At 71.9% G+C, this 18,813-nt stretch carries 14 protein-coding genes and 2 pseudogenes; 14 read left to right on the top strand and 2 right to left on the bottom strand.

The features are described 5' to 3' along the window. The first annotated feature begins 133 nt into the window (after window positions 1-133). From JGR68_RS12655 to JGR68_RS12620, 8 genes and pseudogenes are all read left to right on the top strand, one after another. Entirely contained in the window at window positions 134-1,177 is a 1,044-nt protein-coding gene (locus tag JGR68_RS12655) for a rod shape-determining protein (protein ID WP_199362385.1), read from the top strand. A 23-nt stretch (window positions 1,178-1,200) separates the two neighbouring features. Then, window positions 1,201-2,112: a rod shape-determining protein MreC gene (gene mreC, locus JGR68_RS12650; RefSeq protein ID WP_199362384.1), complete on the top strand. Its 912-nt coding sequence runs from the start codon at window positions 1,201-1,203 to the stop codon at window positions 2,110-2,112. Beyond that, window positions 2,109-2,594, top strand: a complete 486-nt coding sequence (gene mreD / locus JGR68_RS12645) for a rod shape-determining protein MreD (protein ID WP_199362383.1) — start codon at window positions 2,109-2,111, stop codon at window positions 2,592-2,594. The genes mreC and mreD overlap by 4 nt, the downstream gene beginning before the upstream one ends. Next, window positions 2,594-4,444 (top strand): annotated as a pseudogene (mrdA, locus tag JGR68_RS12640) (penicillin-binding protein 2); the annotation flags it as partial. The gene mreD and the pseudogene mrdA, both read left to right, overlap by 1 nt. Before the next feature lie 167 nt (window positions 4,445-4,611). Further along, window positions 4,612-5,724 (top strand): rod shape-determining protein RodA, encoded by a 1,113-nt coding sequence (rodA, locus tag JGR68_RS12635; RefSeq protein WP_199362381.1) that lies wholly within the window; start codon window positions 4,612-4,614, stop codon window positions 5,722-5,724. A gap of 65 nt (window positions 5,725-5,789) precedes the next feature. Beyond that, window positions 5,790-6,947, top strand: a complete 1,158-nt coding sequence (mltB, locus tag JGR68_RS12630; RefSeq protein ID WP_199362380.1) for a lytic murein transglycosylase B — start codon at window positions 5,790-5,792, stop codon at window positions 6,945-6,947. 41 nt (window positions 6,948-6,988) lie between these two features. After that, window positions 6,989-8,380 (top strand): septal ring lytic transglycosylase RlpA family protein, encoded by a 1,392-nt coding sequence (locus JGR68_RS12625; RefSeq protein WP_199362379.1) that lies wholly within the window; start codon window positions 6,989-6,991, stop codon window positions 8,378-8,380. A 76-nt stretch (window positions 8,381-8,456) separates the two neighbouring features. Then, entirely contained in the window at window positions 8,457-9,677 is a 1,221-nt protein-coding gene (locus JGR68_RS12620) for a D-alanyl-D-alanine carboxypeptidase family protein (protein WP_199362378.1), read from the top strand. Window positions 9,678-9,686: 9 nt separating this feature from the next. On the opposite strand, the gene JGR68_RS12615 is transcribed toward JGR68_RS12620, so the two are convergent. Continuing rightward, entirely contained in the window at window positions 9,687-10,598 is a 912-nt protein-coding gene (locus JGR68_RS12615; RefSeq protein ID WP_199362377.1) for a CsgG/HfaB family protein, read from the bottom strand. Window positions 10,599-10,738: 140 nt separating this feature from the next. On the opposite strand from JGR68_RS12615, the gene JGR68_RS12610 reads away from it, so the two are divergent. The 6 genes and pseudogenes from JGR68_RS12610 (at window position 10,739) to rarD (ending at window position 17,414) form a co-directional block, all read left to right on the top strand. Beyond that, window positions 10,739-11,017 (top strand): DUF493 family protein, encoded by a 279-nt coding sequence (locus tag JGR68_RS12610; RefSeq protein WP_199362376.1) that lies wholly within the window; start codon window positions 10,739-10,741, stop codon window positions 11,015-11,017. Next, window positions 11,005-11,694, top strand: coding sequence for a lipoyl(octanoyl) transferase LipB (lipB, locus tag JGR68_RS12605; protein ID WP_199362375.1), 690 nt, complete (start codon window positions 11,005-11,007; stop codon window positions 11,692-11,694). The genes JGR68_RS12610 and lipB overlap by 13 nt, the downstream gene beginning before the upstream one ends. A gap of 160 nt (window positions 11,695-11,854) precedes the next feature. Then, on the top strand, window positions 11,855-12,862 hold the full coding sequence (lipA, locus tag JGR68_RS12600) for a lipoyl synthase (protein ID WP_199362374.1): 1,008 nt from the start codon (window positions 11,855-11,857) through the stop codon (window positions 12,860-12,862). A gap of 162 nt (window positions 12,863-13,024) precedes the next feature. Then, window positions 13,025-15,211, top strand: a complete 2,187-nt coding sequence (locus tag JGR68_RS12595) for a carboxy terminal-processing peptidase (RefSeq protein WP_199362373.1) — start codon at window positions 13,025-13,027, stop codon at window positions 15,209-15,211. A 314-nt stretch (window positions 15,212-15,525) separates the two neighbouring features. Beyond that, window positions 15,526-16,428: pseudogene (yedA, locus tag JGR68_RS12590) on the top strand (drug/metabolite exporter YedA); the annotation flags it as partial. Between the two features lie 83 nt (window positions 16,429-16,511). After that, window positions 16,512-17,414 (top strand): EamA family transporter RarD, encoded by a 903-nt coding sequence (rarD, locus tag JGR68_RS12585; RefSeq protein WP_199362652.1) that lies wholly within the window; start codon window positions 16,512-16,514, stop codon window positions 17,412-17,414. A gap of 63 nt (window positions 17,415-17,477) precedes the next feature. On the opposite strand, the gene JGR68_RS12580 is transcribed toward rarD, so the two are convergent. Continuing rightward, on the bottom strand, window positions 17,478-18,791 hold the full coding sequence (locus JGR68_RS12580; protein WP_199362651.1) for an ABC transporter permease: 1,314 nt from the start codon (window positions 18,789-18,791) through the stop codon (window positions 17,478-17,480). Window positions 18,792-18,813 lie beyond the last annotated feature (22 nt).

Raw genomic sequence — 18,813 nt, 5'->3', positions numbered from 1 at the left:
CGCCGCACCAGGCGCGGCGCGGCCTGCGGGCCGGTTTTCCTTGCCCGGGGAGGGGGCGGTTGCTACGCTTCCCGATCGCCTTTTCGCGGGAATTCCCCCGTTCCCGCCCCCTCCTGACGGACGCGCGCCCCTGATGTTCAAGAAGTTCCGCGGCATGTTCTCCAATGACCTGTCCATCGACCTGGGCACGGCCAATACCCTCATCTTCGTGCGCGGCCAGGGCATCGTCCTCAACGAACCGTCGGTGGTCGCGGTACGCCAGGACCGCAACGGCGGCCCGAAGGCGGTCGCCGCCGTCGGCAGCGAGGCCAAGCAGATGCTCGGCCGCACGCCCGGCCACCTCACCACCCATCGGCCGATGAAGGACGGCGTGATCGCCGACTTCACCTATACCGAGGAAATGCTCAAGTACTTCATCCGCAAGGTGCACAAGAGCCGCTTCCTGCGGCCGAGCCCGCGGGTGCTGATCTGCGTCCCGGCCGGCTCCACCCAGGTGGAGAAGCGCGCCATCCGCGACTCGGCGATGGAGGCGGGCGCGCGCGACGTGTCGCTCATCGAAGAGCCCATGGCGGCGGCGATCGGCGCCGGCATGCCGGTCACCGAGGCCCGCGGCTCGATGGTGGTGGACATCGGCGGCGGCACCACCGAGGTGGCGGTGATCGCGCTCAACGGCATCGTCTACTCGCAGTCCGCGCGCATCGGCGGCGACCGCTTCGACGAGTCGATCATCAACTACGTGCGCCGCAACCACGGCATGCTGATCGGCGAGGCAACGGCGGAGCGGGTCAAGATCGAGCTGGGCTGCGCCTATCCCCAGGAGAAGGTCCTGGAGACCGAGATCTCCGGCCGGCACCTGGCCGAGGGCGTGCCGAAGATGGTCAAGATCAGCTCCAGCGAGGTGCTCGACGCGCTGCGCGAGCCGCTGATGGGCATCGTGGCCGCCGTGCGCCAGGCGCTGGAGCAGACCCCGCCGGAGCTCAGCGCCGACGTCGCCGAGCGCGGCATCGTGCTCACCGGCGGCGGCGCGCTGCTGCGCGACATCGACCGCCTGCTCAGCGAGGAGACCGGCCTGCACGTCCAGGTGGCCGAGGATCCGCTGACCTGCGTGGCCCGCGGCGGCGGTCGCGCGCTGGAGCTGCTCGACATGCACGGAAACGAATTCTTCGCCTCGGAGTGAGCTGACAGACCGCGGCCACGACTGTGTCCCACTACGCCGGTCCCGCCACCCCCCGATCGAGTGACGTCACCGGCACGCTGCGGCTGCTGGCCTATCTCGCGATCTCGGTGGCGCTCATCGTGCTCGACCACCGCGGCGACTGGCTGGCCCAGGTCCGCGGCCATGCCAGCGTCGCCATGCAGCCGCTGTGGTGGCTGGCCGGGCTGCCCTCGCGCCTGGGCGAGGACCTGCGCGACGACGCCGCCACCCGCACCCGGCTGGCGGAGGAGAACCGCCTGCTGCGCAACGAGCTGCTGCTGGGCGCCGCGCGCCAGGCGCGCCTGCAGGTGGAGGCCGAGGAGAACGCACGCCTGCGCGGCCTGATGGGCGCCGCCGAGCGCGGCGGCCAGGACGTGCAGCTGGCGCCGATCCTCGACGTCGACCTCGACCCGACGCGCCAGCGCCTGATGCTCAATGCCGGCACCGCCAGCGGCGTGCGCCGGGGCCAGGCGGTGATCGACGCCGGCGGGCTGGTCGGCCAGGTGATCGAGGCCACGCCGTCCACCGCCACCGTGCTGCTGCTGACCGATCCGGACCACGCGGTGCCGGTGGCGGTCGCGCGCACCGGCGTTCGCCTGATCGTCTACGGCACCGGCCGCAGCGACATGCTCGAGCTGCGCAACGTGCCCCTGTCGAGCGACGTGCGCGCGGGCGACGTGGTGATCACCTCGGGTCTGGGCGGCCGTTTCCCGCCGGGCTTCCCGGTGGGCACGATCGCCGCGCTGCGCCCGGACGACAGCCGCGCCTTCCTCGTCGGCGACGTCGACGCCGCGGCCCAGCTCGACCGCGGCCGCGACGTGCTGCTGCTGCGCGACCAGCCGGCCAGCGCGGCGCCGCCGCGCGTCGACGAGGCCATTCCCGCCGATCCGGCGGCCACCGCGGCGGCCGCGGAATGAGCGCGCGCGGACGCTCCTGGGTGCTGCCGGTCAGCGTGCTGCTGGCGCTGCTGCTCGGCCTGTTGCCGATGCCGGGGCTGCTGCAGCCGCTGCGTCCCTACTGGCTGGCGCTGGTGGTCGCCTACTGGGTGATCGAGGACAGCGAGCGCGTGGGGCTCGGCTTCGCCTTCGCGGTCGGCCTGGTCGCCGATGTCGCCTTCGGCGGCCTGCTCGGCGAACAGGGCCTGCGGCTGGTAGTGATGGCCTTCATCCTGCAGCGCTTCCGCACCCAGCTGCGCTTCTTCCCGATCCCGCAGCAGGCGCTGGCGATCGGCGGCCTGCTGCTCAACGACCGCGTCATCAGCACCATCGTCCACCTGGCGCTGGGCGAGCCGGTGCTGCCGCTGGCCTACTGGTGGGCGCCGCTGGTGGGCATGCTGCTCTGGGCGCCGCTGTTCGTGCTGCTCGACGCGCTGCGCATGGGCCGCGGCGCACGCCTGTGATGGCCGGCGCGCGCGGCCGGAAGCCCCGGCGGCTGCGCAACCCCGTGGCCGAGGCGCGCCTGTTCCGCGGGCGCGCGCTGTTCGGCTTCGCCGTCGTGCTGCTGTCGCTGCTGGGCCTGGCCGGCTGGTACTTCAAGCTGCAGGTGCTCGACCACGACGCCTATGCCATGCGTTCCGAGGCCAACCGCATCAAGCCGCGGCCGGTGGTGCCGGGGCGCGGACTGATCCTCGATCGCGAAGGCCGCATCCTGGCCGACAACGTGCCCGCCTACCGGCTCGACGTGACCCCGGACGAGGCCGGCGACCCGCAGGCGCTGATCGCGGCGCTGTCGCAGGTGGTGGAGCTGGCGCCCGAGGACATCGAGCGCTTCGAGGCCGCGCGCAGGACCACGCGCGGCTTCCGCGCCATCCCGCTCAAGCTGCGCATCAGCGACGTCGAAGCGGCGCGCTTCGCGGTCGAGCGCTGGCGCTTCCCGGGCGTGGAGCTGGTGCCCTACCTCAACCGCCGCTACCCCTACGGCGACCTGCTGGCGCACGTGATCGGCTACGTGGGCCGCACGGACGAAAGCGACATCGCGCGCTACGGCGAGGCCCACGGCGTGTTCACCCATACCGGCCGCACCGGACTCGAGCGCTACTACGACGAAGCGCTACGCGGCCTGGTCGGTTACGAGCAGGTGGAGACCAACGTCGAGGGCCGCGCGCTGGGCCGGCTCGGCCTGGTCCCGGCCACGGCGGGCGCCGACCTGCGGCTGTCGGTGGACGTCGAACTGCAGCGGGCGATGGTCGCCGCGTTCGGCGAGATGCAGGGCTCGGCAGTGGCGGTGGATCCGGCCACCGGCCAGGTCCTGGCCATGGTCAGCCTGCCGAGCTACGACCCCAACCTGTTCGTCAACGGCATCTCCAGCACCGACTACCGCGCGCTGATGGACGATCCGGCGCGGCCGCTGTTCAACCGCAACGTGCTCGGCGGCGGCCCGCCCGGCTCGATCGTCAAGCCGTTCATGGCGCTGGCCGGCGTCGACAGCGGGCTGCGCACGCCCGAGAGCCGGGTGTTCTCCACCGGCGAATTCTTCATCCCCGGCCAGAGCCGCGGCTACCGCGATGCGGGCCGCGGCGGCGGCTGGGTCGACCTGCGCGATTCGATCTCGCGCTCGATCAACTACTACTACTACAAGCTCGCCTACGACATGGGCATCGACCGCCTGGCCGAGTACATGCACCGCTACGGCTTCGGCGAGCCCACCGGCATCGACCTGACCGGCGAAACCTCGGGCATCGTGCCCTCGCGCGAATGGAAGTCGCGCAACAGCCGCGAGCCCTGGTACCCGGGCGAAACCGTGATCGCCGGCATCGGCCAGGGCTACTGGGTGGCCACGGCGCTGCAGATGGCGCGCGGCACCGCGGCCATCGCCAACGGCGGCAGCCTGCACCCGCTGCGCCTGGTGGCCGAGCGCCGCACCGGTTACGACGCGCCGTGGCTCCCGCTGCCGGCTGCGCCGGCGCCGCGGATCACCGACAACCCGTCGCACCTGCGCGCGGTGCAGGAAGGCATGGAAAACACCATCCACGGCCGCGGCACCGCCATCGCCATGGCGCGCGGCGCGCCCTACCGCATGGCCGGCAAGACCGGCACCGCGCAGAAGATCAGCCGCCGCGGCAGCGTCAGCCTCGATCCGCGCTCGCTGCCCTACCACCTGCGCCACCAGGCGCTGTTCGCCGGCTACGCGCCGGCCGACAACCCGACGATCGCGCTGGCCGTGGTGGTCGAGCACGGCGGCTATGGCGGCAGCACCGCGGCCCCGATCGCGCGGCGCATCTTCGACGCCTGGCTGCTGGGCCAGATGCCGGTGATGCCCGGCGCCGACGGCGAGGTGGTGCCGGTGGTGGACCTGTTCGGCAACGTCGAATCCGCCGTGCTCGCAGGACCGGGCAGTCCCCTAGCGGCGGAGACCGCAGCGGTGCCGGATGGCCGTGGCGCCGATGCCGGCGCGCCCGCACCCCGGACGCCGGCGCGATGAACCTCATCCTCCGCTTCCTGCTCGACCTGCTGCTGCGCTTCGTGCGCACCCTGGACTGGGTGCTGCTGGGCGCGCTGGTGGCGCTGATGGGCATCGGGCTTGCCGTGCTGCACAGCGCCGGCGGGCAGAACCCGGCGCTGGTGCTGTCGCAGGGCGCGCGCTACGGCGTCGGGCTCGGCGTGCTCTGGCTGCTGTCGCGCGTGCCGCTGCTTCGCCTGCGCGACGCCGCGCCGGCGGCCTATGTGCTGTCGCTGCTGCCGCTGGTCGCGGTGCTGTTCCTCGGCACCGGGCGCAGCGGCGCGCACTGGCTCAACCTGGGCGTGTTCTATTTCCAGCCGGCCGAGCTGCTCAAGCTCAGCCTGCCGATGATGGTGGCCTGGTACCTCAACTCGCGGCCGCAGCCGCCGTCCTTCGCCACCACCGTCGTCGGCCTGCTGCTGCTCGCGGTGCCGACCGGGCTGATCCTGCTGCAGCCGGACTTCGGCACGGCGATGCTGGTGGCCAGCAGCGGCGTGTTCGTGCTGTTCCTCGCCGGCATGTCGTGGTGGTGGTTCGTGGCCGCGGCCGCGGGCATCGCCGCCGCGGCGCCGGCCGCCTGGTTCTGGATGCTGCGGCCCTACCAGAAGGACCGCATCCTGACCTTCCTCGACCCGGAGTCGGATCCGCTCGGCGCGGGCTGGAACATCATCCAGTCGAAGATCGCGATCGGCTCCGGTGGCCTGCGCGGGCAGGGCTGGGGACAGGGCTCGCAGTCGCACCTGAACTACGTGCCCGAGCACACCACCGACTTCATCTTCGCGGTGCTGTCGGAGGAGTTCGGCTGGATCGGCGTGGTCACCGTGCTGGCGCTGTACCTGGTGGTGGTGGGGCGCTGCCTGTGGATCGCGGCCGAGTCGCGCGACGGCTTCGGGCGGCTGCTGGCCGGGGGGCTGGGGCTGGCGCTGTTCGTCTACGTGCTGGTCAACGGCGGCATGATCTCCGGCCTGCTGCCGGTGGTCGGCGTGCCGATGCCGCTGCTGAGCTTCGGCGGCACCGCCGCGGTGTCGCTGCTGGCAGGCATGGGCGTGGTGATGGCGGTGCACGCCGCACGCCCCGTGCGCGGCCGCTGAGCGCCACAACCGTGCATGAACGCGGCGCCCTGGCGGGCTGCAGGCGCGTGCTAACCTCGCCGCCGATGAACCGACACCCGCGACCGACCACGCCTCGACCGCGCCTGCTGCCGGTCCTGGCAGCGCCGCTGCTGCTTGCCGCCTGCGCGCCTCCCATCGTCCACTATCCGGCGGCGGCCGCCGATGCCGTACCGGTCGAAGCCGCTGCCGCGGCCCCGGCGCAGGCTCCCGGGCTGCTCGCGCCCGTGCCGCAGCCACCCGAACGCCCGGTGGCCCCGCCTCCGGTGACCGATCCGGCGATCGAGCGCGCGCAGCGGATCACCAACTTCGTCGACTACACCGCCACGACCTACGGCGTGGACCCGGCGCACGTGCGCAGCGTGCTGGCCGGTGCCGAGCACAAGCAGTCGATCATCGACGCGATGTCGCGGCCGGCCGAGGCGGTGCGCCCCTGGCGCGACTACCGCCCGATCTTCATCAACGACGCGCGCATCAGCGGTGGCAAGGCCTTCTACGCCGAGAACCGCGCGGCGCTGGACCGCGTCGCCGCGGAGACCGGCGTGCCGGCCGAGTACATCGTCGCCATCATCGGCGTCGAGACCAGCTACGGACGCATCACCGGCAACCATCGCGTGCTCGACGCGCTGTACACGCTGGCCTTTGGTTTCCCCAGGCGCGCGCCCTTCTTCGCCGGCGAGCTGGCGCAGCTGTTCGCGCTGGAGAAGCAAGAGCCGCAGCTCGACCTCGCCGCGCTCAAGGGCAGCTACGCCGGTGCCATGGGCATGGGCCAGTTCATGCCGTCGAGCTACCGCCTGTGGGCGAAGGACGGCGACGGCGACGGACGTCGCGACCTGCTGACCCACAAGCCGGACGTGTTCGCCTCGATCGCCAACTATTTCGTGGTGCATGGCTGGCAGCGCGGCGGCCCGGTGGTCGCGCGCGCGGACAAGGCGGACGGCGTGGCCGACTTCGTGCCCAGCGGCGATCCGAAGTCGCTCGAGCCCGACCATCCCCTGCCGCGGCTGGCCGAGCTGGGCTTCACCCCGCGCGCCGGCCAGCCGGTGGGCGAGGGCGCCACCGTGATCGCCCTCGACGGCGACGCAGGACGCGAATACTGGCTGGGCTACCGCAACTTCTACGTCATCAGCCGCTACAACCGCTCGCCGATGTATTCGCTGGCGGTGCACCAGCTCGCGCAGGCGATCGCGGGGCGCGGGCCGTGAGGCGGCCCCGGCGCGCGCGGTCGGCGTGCTGGTCCATCGTCATGTTCGCCGTGCTCCTGGCGGGCTGCGCGGGCACGCCGAAGCGTGATGCGCCGGGCGGCGGCACGGCGGCCGGTCCCGCTGCGCAGGCGACGCCAGCCACCGGCACCCGGGTGTCGCCCTATGCCCCGGCGCAGGAAGATCCGTCCACCCGCGGCGATTACGTCGCAGGCGGCCTGTACAAGCCGGGCGTCTCCGACACGATCCCCGACTATCTGCCGGACGTCGACGCCATTCCCGAGCCGGACGTGGTCGAGCTGCCGCGCTCGCGCTATGGCAACGGCCCGACCTACAAGGTGCTGGGCAGGACCTACCGCGTGCTCGACGACACCGAAGGCTTCGTCGAAAGCGGCCTGGCGTCGTACTACGGCCAGAAGTTCCACGGCCGACGGACCTCCAACCAAGAGGTCTATGACATGTACGCGTTCACCGCGGCGCACAAGTCGCTGCCGCTGCCGAGCTTCGCGCGGGTGACCAACCTCGACACGGGGCAGTCGGTGGTGGTGCGCGTCAACGACCGCGGCCCGTTCCACGAGGGCCGCGTGGTCGACCTCAGCTATGCCGCGGCGGTGAAGATCGGCGTGCATCCGCGCGGCACCGCGCGGGTCGAAGTGCGCGCCCTGGGTCCGGGCGAGAACGCGCGCGAACGACCTGCCGACACGCGCACCGCTGCGACCACGCCCGCCATCGATCCCGCGACCGGACTGCCGCCTGGCGTGCGCGTCGCGACCGGCAAGCCGCAGCCGGCGCCGCCGAGCGCCATGGACGGCCTGGTGGCCAGCGTGCAGGCACCGGCCGTCGCGCCGCCGGCACTGATCGCCGCGGTCTCTCAGCCCGCCGCGCTGCGCGCCGAGGCGTCCGCCGCCACGCAGGCCGGCGGCCAGGCGGCCGATGCGCCCACTGCCCAGCCGGCGAAGGCGGCCGGCAGCGGCGACTGGCGCTTCGACATGCACCAGGACGGGCGGGCGATGACCGCCGACGAATTCGATGCCTGGATGAAGTCGCGCCGCGCGCGCGTGGCCACCGGCCGGGCCGGCAAGCCCGACCCGCGCGATCCCGCGTTGGCCGCGGCAGGGTCCACGTCGTCCGCGCCTGCGCCTGCGCCTGCGCCCGCGGCCGCTCCGGCGCCCGCGGCCTCTCCGGCGTCCGCGCGGATGTCCGCCGCAGGCATCCTGCTCCAGGTCGCCGCCTTCGGCTCGCGCGACAACGCCGAACGCGCGCTCGCCATGCTGCGCGGCGCCGGGATCGGCGAGGCACGCCTCCAGGACGGGACGTCGGCGGGCAAGCCGGTCTGGCGCCTGCGCGTGGGCCCGGTCGCTCCGGCGACGGTCGCGGACCTCAGCGCCCGCGTCGCCGGCCTCGGCTTCGGCGCGCCGCAGCCCGTGCGCGAGTGACCCGCACGGTTAGAATCAACGCCTGTTCACGCCGCCCCGACACGGGTGGCCCGAAATTCCCGGAGTTCCCTGCCTGATGAAAGCCCACGCTGCCCGCGTCGCGCTGCTCGCCGCCGTTTCCGCCGCCACGCTCGGCCTCGCCTTCGCCCAGACCCCCGCGCCTGCGCCGACTCCCGCGCCGCCGGTCGCCGCCCTGAGTGACCAGCTGCCGGTGCCGGACGCGCCGGCGGTCACCGGCACCGCGTGGCTGCTGATGGACTTCGCCACCGGCCAGGTGCTGGCGGGCGAAAACGTCGACCAGCGCGTGGAGCCGGCCAGCATCACCAAGGTGATGACCAGCTATGTGATCGCCGCCGAAATGAAGGCGGGCAAGATCAGCAACGACGACGACGTCATGATGTCGGTCAACGCCTGGCGCACCGGTGGCGCCGGCACCGACGGCAGCTACAGCGGCTTCGAGGTCAACAAGACCGCGAAGCTGCTGGAGATGGAAAAGGGCATGACCGTGCAGTCGGGCAACGACGCCGCGATCGCCCTGGCCGAACACATCGCCGGCTCCGAGCAGGCGTTCGCCTCGCTGATGAATGCCCATGCCGCACGCCTGGGCATGAAGGACACCCATTTCGAGAACGCCACCGGCCTGTCGGGCCCGGAGCACTACTCGACCGCGCGTGACCTGGCGACGCTGGGCCGTGCGCTGGCGCGCGACTTCCCCGAGCACTACGCCTACAACGCGATCAAGGAATTCACCGTCGGGCCGATCACCCAGCGCAACCGCAACGTGCTGCTGTGGCGCGACAAGAGCGTGGACGGCATCAAGACCGGCCACCACTCGGGCGCCGGCTACTGCCTGCTGGCCTCGGCCAAGCGCGGCGACCAGCGGCTGATCTCGGTGGTCATGGGTTCGACCAGCGAGAGCCAGCGCGCGACCGATTCGCAGGCCCTGCTGAACTGGGGTTTCCGCTTCTTCGAGACCCACGAGCTGTACACCGCCGGCGAACCGGTCGCGACGCAGAAGGTCTGGAAGGGCGAAGCCAACGAGATCGGGCTGGGCGTGGCCCAGCCGCTGCTGGTCAGCATGCAGCGCGGCCAGTACGCGAAGCTGCAGCCGAGCATGGACGTGCCGCGCACCCTGGTGGCCCCGCTCGCCAAGGGCGAAGCCGTGGGCAAGGTGCGGGTGATGCTCGACGGCAAGCTGGTGGCCGAGGCGCCGCTGGTGGCGCTGCAGGAGGTGCCCGAAGCGGGCTTCTTCAAGCGCCTGTGGCACGAGCTGCTGATGTGGTGGCAGTCGCTGTAGGCCCGCGCCTCAGCGCGCGTTCGACAGCTGGGCCGAGTTGACCCAGCCGCGGTTGCCGACCTCGTCCTCGACTTCCCACATCGTCCCCACCCTGGTGCCGGTGGGATAGAGCAGCATCCCCGGCTCGAGGTCGCGTACCGCGGTGCCGCTGCCGTCCGCCGCGGCCAGCAGCCGGCCCGGGCGCGTCAGCGTGACCGCCTGCGACACGTTCGACGCCGAGGCATCGGAGGGCAGTCCGCCGAGCTGGGCGACCAGGTCGCTGTACGCCTGCAGGTAGGCCTGGGCCACGACCTGGCCGATCTCGGTGTTCGCGTAGCCGGAGGCGCCTCCGGCCAGCAGCGCGCCGCCGATCCCGCCGCCGGCCCCACGCCAGCCGACGTCGGTCTTGGTGGCATGTCCTTCGGTCATCGCCACCTGCTCGGACGAGCGCGCGTCGGTCACGGTGAGCACCACGTCGGCGCTGCTGCGCTTGAGGTTGACGCCGCCGACCACCGCCGCGGCGCGGCGGTTGCCCAGGAGGCCACCGACCAGCCCGCCGATGTTGGTGCCGCCGGCGTCGCGGTTCTGCGAGACCACGTCGGGGACCAGCACGTAGTCCGCGGCGCGCACCTGGCCCTTGCCGATGTTGGAGCCGCCGCGCAGCTCGCCGGACGCGGCCAGCGCGCGCTCGGCCTGCATCGCCTGCATGCCGGTGCCGCGATCGACCAGGGTGAAGCAGCGCGACCGGTTGACGTAGACCTTGATCAGGGCCGCAGGCGAGGCCAGGCGCTGGCCGGTCCACCAGTTCTGGCCGGTCGGCTCGATGACCGCGATGCTGCCCAGGTTGCGCGAGCAGACCGGGACATCGGCCTGCTGGGCGAGCGCCAGCGGGGGCGCGGCGAGCAGGGCGACGGCGAACAGGGCGTGGCAGGTGCGGGACATGGGGGCTCCTTGCGGGTCGGTGCACTCACCTCGCAATACGGCAGGGGGCCTTCGCACCGGCCTTTGCGCGGCCCGCCGCGGTCCGGACCGTTGCGGCCGCGGCATTGGGATCCGACGCGGGCGGGTCCATAATCCGGGGCATGGAAATCAAGTCCGACAACCCTGAACACGGCTTCCAGTTTCCCGGCGATTTCGAGATCACCGCGATGGGTCCGGCCTCCGCACGCCTCGAGGTCGAGGTGCCCAACCTGCTGCGCGCGGCCGGGCTGACCGTGCTCCACGAGACCCTGACCAGCCGGCCCTCGAGCGGCGGCCGCTTCGTCTCGGTGCGGCTGGCCTTCCGCGCCAATTCGCGCGAGGAGTACGAGAGCGCGCACGCCGCGCTGCGCGAGCATCCCGAGGTGAAGTGGACGCTGTAGTCGCCGCGGGCAAACGGCCACTGCGGGTCCGCGACCTCGGCCGGATGGCCTACGAGCCGGTCTGGCGCGCGATGCAGGCCTTCACCGACGCGCGCGATCCCGATACCGCGGACGAGCTGTGGCTGGTCGAGCACGATCCGGTGTTCACCCTGGGCCAGGCCGGCAAGCCGGAGCACGTGCTGCTGCCCGGCGACATCCCGGTGCTGAAGGTCGACCGCGGCGGCCAGGTGACCTACCACGGCCCCGGCCAGCTGGTGGCCTATCCGCTGCTCGACCTGCGGCGCCTGGGCCTGGGCGTGCGCGACTACGTCTGCCGCATCGAGCAGGCGCTCATCGACACCCTCGCCGGCTGGGACATCCACGCGCAGCGCCGCGAGGGCGCGCCGGGTGTCTACGTCGACGGCGGCGCCAAGATCGCCGCCCTCGGCATCCGCGTCCGCCACGGCCGCAGCTTCCACGGCCTGGCCTTCAACATCGCCATGGACCTGGAGCCCTTCCACCGCATCAACCCCTGCGGCTACGCCGGGCTGGACGTGACCTCGGTGGTAGACTGCGGCGGTCCTGCAAGCCTCCAGGCCGCCCGCCCCGCGCTGGTCGCGGCCCTTGCCGCGCAGTTCGATCTGGCGGTGGTGGAGGCTTCGGAAGAAGAAGCTTTTGCCACGGATTTACGCGGATAAGCGCGGATTCACACGGATCAGGCGAAGAACTTTTTCACTGGTTTTGCTCTATCCGCGTGAATCCGCGCAAATTCGTGGCCAATGCTCCTGCTCTTTCTGCGTTCTTGCTCGATCCGTGCAAATCCGCGCTTATCCGCGTAAATCCGTGGCAAAAAAAGAAATGACCAACATCCCCGCCGCCAAGGCCATCCCGCTCGAAGTCGTCGCCGATGCGCCGCTGTCCCTGGTGCCGGGCGTGAAGCAGGTGGCCGGCGACAAGATCGCGCGGTCGCCGGTGGCGTTCGTCGATGCGCCGGTGCTGCGCAAGCCGTCGTGGATCCGGGTGCGGATCCCGTCGAACGGCGCGGTCGCGGCGCTGAAGTCGAAGCTGCGCGAGAACCGGCTGGTGACGGTCTGCGAGGACGCGAGCTGCCCGAACATCCACGAATGCTTCGGCCACGGCACCGCGACCTTCATGATCCTGGGCGACGTGTGCACGCGCCGCTGCAGCTTCTGCGACGTCGCCCACGGCCGGCCGAACCCGCCGGATGCGGACGAGCCGCGCCGGCTGGCCGAAACGGTCGCCGACATGGGCCTGAAGTACGTCGTGGTGACCTCGGTCGACCGCGACGACCTGCGCGACGGCGGGGCGCAGCACTTCGTCGACTGCATCACCGCGATCCGCGCGCTGACACCGCAGACCCGCATCGAGGTCCTGACCCCTGACTTCCGCGGGAAGGGGCGCATGGACCGTGCGCTGGAGATCATGGCGGCCAACCCGCCCGACGTCTTCAACCACAACGTCGAAACCGTCCCGGACCTGTACCGCAACGTGCGCCCGGGCGCGGACTACCAGTGGTCGCTGACCCTGCTGCAGCGCTTCAAGGCGCAGCACCCGGAGGTCGCCACCAAGTCGGGGATCATGCTCGGCCTCGGCGAGACGCAGGAACAGGTCGAAGCCACGCTGCGCGACCTGCGCGCTCACGATGTCGACATGGTCACCATCGGCCAGTACCTGCAGCCCAGCGCGCACCACCATCCGGTGCTGCGCTACTGGACGCCGGAGGCGTTCAAGGCCTTCGAGGACTACGGCATGGCGCTGGGCTTCCACCATGTCGCGTCGGGGCCGCTGGTGCGCTCGTCCTACCACGCCGACCTGCAGGCCGCGGACGCCGGCGTCGTCGCCTGAACGCGGCTGCACGCCGCTTGGCGAACTGTTCACACCTCGCCCCAGGGCCGCGGTTAGAGTGGTCCGAGGGCGCTTCGAAGCGACTTCCAGCACTGTGCAGCCTGCCGCCGGCGGGCCATGTTGGGCAGGACGCGACGCCCCCCACGTGAGCACCGAGCACCCATGAAAGCACGCCAAGTCCTGTCCACTTCCGTCGTCGCACTCGCGCTGGCGATGCCACTGGCGCTCATGGCGCGCTCGGGCAGCGACGCCATCCCGGCCGGTCCGTCCACCGACCACGCGACCACGTCGAAGCTGGTCTACGGCCTGCTGTCGGACAGCCGCTACGCCTATCGCCCGCGCGGCCTCGACGCCTCGCTGTCGCAGGACATCTTCCGCCGCTATCTCGAGGCGCTGGACGGCAACAAGCTGTTCCTCGATGCGACCGACGTCGCGCGCTTCCAGCGCCACGAGCCGAAGCTGGGCGAGGCCGTGCGCCAGGGCGATCCGACGGCGGCGATGGAGATGTACGCGATCTACAAGCAGCGCGTGGCCGAGCGCGTGCAGTACGCGCGCGACCTGCTGGGCACGGACATCTTCGCCTTCGACGCCGTCGAACGCTGGTACTACGACCGCGAGGACGCGGAGTGGGCGAAGGACCAGGCCGAGCTCGACACGCTGTGGCAGAAGTCGGTGCGCAACGACTGGCTGCGCCTGAAGCTGGCCGGCAAGCCGCCGGCCGAGATCCGCGCCACGCTCGACAAGCGCTACGCCAACATGGCCACCAGCGTGTCGCAGCTCAACCAGGAAGACGCGTTCCAGACCTTCCTCAACGCCTATACCGCGTCGATCGATCCGCACACCGACTACTTCAACCCGCGCACGGCCAACCTGTTCACCCAGAGCATGTCGCTGTCGCTGGAAGGCATCGGCGCCCAGCTGCAGCGCCAGGACGACGTGGTGGTGATCCGCGAGCTGATCGCCGGCGGTCCGGCCGCGGGCAGCGGCAAGTTCACGCCGGGCGATCGCATCGTCGGCGTCGGCCAGGGCACCAGCGGGCCGATGGAGGACGTCATAGGCTGGCGCATCGACGACGTGGTCGACAAGATCAAGGGCAAGGCGGGCAGCCAGGTGCGCCTGGACGTGGTGCCGGTGGAGGCGCTGCTCGACAGCGAGCCGGTGCGGATCACCCTGACCCGCGCCAAGGTGAGGCTCGAGGAGCAGGCCGCGAAGTCCAAGATCATCAACATCCCGGCCGGCCCCGCGGGCGACGCCCGGCGGATCGGCGTGATCGAGCTGCCGGCGTTCTACCAGGATTTCGAGGGCCGCCGCAGCCGCAACGGCGACTACGCCTCGGCCACCCGCGACGTCGCGCGCATCCTCGGCGAATTCCGCGGCAAGGGCATGGACGGCGTGGTGCTCGACCTGCGCAACAACGGTGGCGGTTCGCTCAACGAGGCGGTGGAGCTCACCGGCCTCTTCATCGACACCGGCCCGGTGGTGCAGGTGCGCGAGTCAGGCGGCCGGGTCAACGTCGAGTCCGACCGCAAGGCCGGCGTGGCCTGGGACGGCCCGCTGGCGGTGCTGGTCAACCGCGCCTCGGCCTCGGCTTCGGAGATCGTGGCCGGCGCCATCCAGGACTACGGCCGCGGGCTGGTGATCGGCGAGACCACGTTCGGCAAGGGCACGGTGCAGAACCTGTTCGACCTCGACCGTTGGCCGGCCAACGAAGGCACGCGCCATGGCCAGGTCAAGATGACCATCGCGCAGTTCTTCCTGCCCGGCGGCAGCAGCACGCAGAACAAGGGCGTGGTGCCGGACATCCGCTTCCCGGCCACCGTCAACGGCAGCGAGTTCGGCGAGAGCACCTACGACAACGCGCTGCCCTGGACCCGCATCTCGGCCGTGCAGCACACCCGCTACGGAAACTTCGCGCCGCTGCTGCCGCGCCTGGACGAGCTGCACTCGGCGCGCGTGGCGCGCGATCGCGAATTCCAGTGGTGGAAGGAAGACGTGGCCGAGTTCCGCGCCGAGGCCGACAAGGAGTACATCTCCCTCAACGAGGCCGAGCGCCGCGCCGAGCGTGACCGCCAGACGGCCAAGCGCGCGCAGCGCCAGGACGAGCGCAAGCGCCTGGGCCTGGATCTGGATCCGCTGGCCGAGCTGTCCGACGATGACGGCCTGACCGCCAACGAGCGCGACATCGCAACCGACACCGCACGCGAGGACGCCGCCGAGAAGCGTCCGGACCCGCTGCTGCGCGAGTCCGCGGCGATCCTCGCCGATGCCGTGCGCCTGCTCGACGCCGACCGCAAGCTGTCCGGCGTCGTGCTGCCCGAATCCACCGCCCCCGGCCGCTGGGCGCGCTGATCCACGCCGCTCCCGTCCCCGGGCGCCGGGCGCGGGCGCGCTGATCCCCGGCGCCCCGCCCACTGTAGGAGCGGCTACAGCCGCGATCAGGAGTCACGCCAGCCAGCAGCCTTCGGCATCGCCAGGCGATCGCGGCTGTAGCCGCTCCTACAGGGAGGCGGCATTACGGCGGTAGCCGCCCCGGCGGGTGATGCGATCGCGACCGTGGGCATTTCCGCACGGGCGTGCCGGGGCCGTGCAGGCGTAGAATCGCGCTCCGGCCCGCGCCTGCGGGCCCTGCCGCTTTTCCTTCCACACTTCGCCCGGACGCCAGCATGGGTGCCGCTTCGCCGTCCCTCGGATCCCGCCCGTCGTCGCCCGGCCCCATGGCCGTCGTGCTTGCGCTGGGCGCGGTCTATGTCGTCTGGGGTTCGACCTACCTCGGGATCCGCTTCGCGCTGGAAGGCGGCTGGCCGCCGCTGCTGATGGCCGGCTGCCGCTTCCTTGCCGCCGGCGGGCTGCTCTACGTGCTGCTGCGCCTGCGCGGCGTTCCGGCCCCGACGCGCGCGCAGTGGCGCGACCTCTGGATCATGGGCCTGCTGCTGCTCGGCCTGGGCAACGGCATGGTGTGCATCGCCCAGCAGACGGTGTCCTCGGGACTCGCCGCGGTGGCGGTGGCCTCCTGCCCGCTGTGGATCGGCCTGTTCGCGGCGCTGCGCGGCGAGCGGCCGTCGCGCCTGGAGATCGTCGGCCTGGCGATCGGCTTCGCCGGCGTCGCCTGGCTCAACGCTGGCAGCTCGCTCACCGCCTCGCCGCAGGGGCTGGTCGCGCTCCTGGTGGCGCCGCTGGCCTGGGCCTTCGGTTCGGTCTGGAGCCGCGGGCGCGCGCTGCCGTCGCCGTTCATGGCCGCCGCCGCGCAGATGCTCTGCGGCGGCGTGCTGCTGACGGTGGCGGGCTGGCTGCTGGGCGAACGCATCACCGCGATGCCGACGCCGCGCGGCTGGCTGGCCGTGTCCTATCTCGCGGTGTTCGGCTCGATCGTGGCCTTCTCGGCCTATGCCTGGCTGCTGCAGAACGTGCGCGCATCGCTGCTCGGCAGCTACGCCTACGTCAACCCGGTGATCGCCGTGCTGCTCGGCACCCTGCTCGCCGGCGAGCGCTTCGGCGCCCACGACATCGGCGCGATGGCGGTGATCCTGGCCGGCGTGGTGGCGATCACCGTGGCCAGCGCGCGCCGCCGCCGGGCTTCGCTGCAGCCCGCGCCCTCGACCGTGGCCGAGCCGATCGCGGCGGCGACCGACGCGGAGACGCGCGCTTGAGCATGGACGCGCGCACCCGCGGCCTGTGGATGGCGGTGGGGGCCTTCATCATCTGGGGCCTGATGCCGCTGTACTGGCACCTGCTCAAGCACGTGCCCTCGCTGCAGGTGGTGCTGCACCGCGCGCTGTGGTCGGCGCTGCTGGTCGCGGCCTTCCTCACCCTCACCCGCGGCCGCGGCTGGCTGCGCGCGGTCTTCGCCCAGCCGCGGCTGGCCGGCATGCTGCTGGCCTCGGGCCTGCTGATCGGCTTCAACTGGAGCCTCTACGTCTGGGCGGTGAACGCCGGGCACGTGGTCGAGAGCAGCCTGGGCTACTTCATCAATCCGCTGCTCAACGTGGTGATCGGCGTGGTCTTCCTGCGCGAGCGGCTGGTGCCGGCGCAGTGGGTGGCGGTGGCGCTGGCGGCCTGCGGGGTGCTGTGGCTGACGTTCAACTACGGCAGCTTTCCGTGGATCGCGCTGGCGCTGGCAGGCTCGTTCGCGATGTACGGGCTGATCCGGCGCCAGGCCCAGGTGGACGCGGTGGCCGGCCTCGGCGTCGAGAACCTGTACCTGCTGCTGCCGGCCGCGGCGCTGCTCGCCTGGCTCGAGCTGGGCGGCGACGGCGGCTTCAGCGACCTGCGCTGGGGCTGGGGCACCAACCTGCTGCTGGTGCTGGGTGGCGCGCTCACCGCGCTGCCGCTGATCGGCTTCGCCTACGCGGTGCGCCAGGTGTCGTTGTCCACCGTCGGCCTGCTGCAGTACCTCGCGCCGACGCTGCAGCTGCTGTGCGGCGTGCTGGTGTTCGGCGAAGCCTTCGGCCGCGACCGGGCGATCGGCTTCGCGGTGATATGGCTGGGCCTGGCGGTGTTCGCCATCGACGGCTTCATCCGCGCGCGGCGGCGGATCGTGGCGCAGCAGGCCTGATCCAAGGCGGCGTCCGCGTCGGGCGGTGCCGGCAGCCGCCGGCACCGCCGCAGCGGTTTCGCCTCACGCCGCGCGCAGCGCGTCGGTCACCGGCATCGTCGCCGCACGCAGCGCCGGGAACAGGCCGCCGACAAAGCCGATCGCCAGCGCCCACTTCAGGCCTTGCCAGAGGAGCTCCGGCGATACCTTGAACTCGAAGGTCAGCTGGGCCACGCCGCCGGCGAGCGTCGACGCGGTGTAGCCGTTGAACACCAGCCAGGCCAGCAGCCCGCCCAGCGCACCGCCCAGCGCGGCCAGCAGCATGGTCTCCAGCATCACCGCGACCACGACGGGGATGCCGCGGAAGCCGATCGCGCGCAGCGTCGCGATCTCGCGCGCACGCGAGGCGACGCTTGCGAACATGGTGTTGAGCGCACCGAACACCGCGCCGATGGCCATGATCGAGCCGACCACGATGCCGATGATGCGCAGCACCTTCGACACGCCCGCCGACTGGCCCTGGAAATACGCCAGCGTGGTCTGCGCCTCGACCTGCAGGCGCGGATCGGCGTCGAGCGTGGCCTTGAAGGCCTTGAACGCCGAGGGCGCGGTGAGGCGGGCGAAGACCGAGGCGCGGCTGGATCCGCGGCGGTAGGTGGTGGCGACCACCTCGGCGTCGGCCCAGATCTCCGACTCCATCGCGTCGCCGGACTCGAACACGCCGACCACCGTCCACGGCTGGTTGCCCAGGCGCAGCTCGGCGCCGGGCTCGAGTCCGGCAAACTGGCGGCGCGCGCCCTTGCCGACCACCAGTTCGCGCTTGCCTGGCTCGAAGCGCCGACCTTCGACCAGCTGGATGTTCGGACGCACCGCCCAGGCCATGTCGCCGACGCCGCGCAGCTGCACGCTGCCGTCTTCGGCGGCATTCGCGCGCTGCGGCAGGTTGGCCGCGACCACCAGCTCGGGCGAGGCCAGCGGCCTGCCCGATGCGTCGCGGGCGATCTCCGGCGCGCGCTCGATGGCGGTGATCGCGTCGCGCGTCATCACCGACATCAGCTCGGCCGACGAGCCGCCGCGCAGCACCACCGCGGTCTCCTCGTCGCCGCTGCTGCTGACGGTGTGCTGGTAGCCCTCGGCCATCGCCAGCAGCGCCACCAGCACCCCGACCACGCCGGCGATGCCGATCACCACCACGGACGAGGAGCCCACGCGCTGGCCCAGGGTGCTGACGCCCACGCCGGTCACCGACGCCGCCTGGCGGCCGCTGCGGGTGAGGATCATCCACAGCGCAAAGGCCACCGCCAGCGCCAGCAGCGCCGGCCAGGGCAGCAGGATCCAGGCAGCCAGGAAGGCGGCCAGCAGCAGCACCAGGCCGGTCCCGCGAAGCATCTTCTTCATGCGGTTCATCTGCAGGTCTCCG

This window comes from Luteimonas sp. MC1750, assembly GCF_016615955.1.
GTDB lineage: Bacteria > Pseudomonadota > Gammaproteobacteria > Xanthomonadales > Xanthomonadaceae > Luteimonas.
This window is presented reverse-complemented; position numbering and strand designations above follow the sequence as displayed.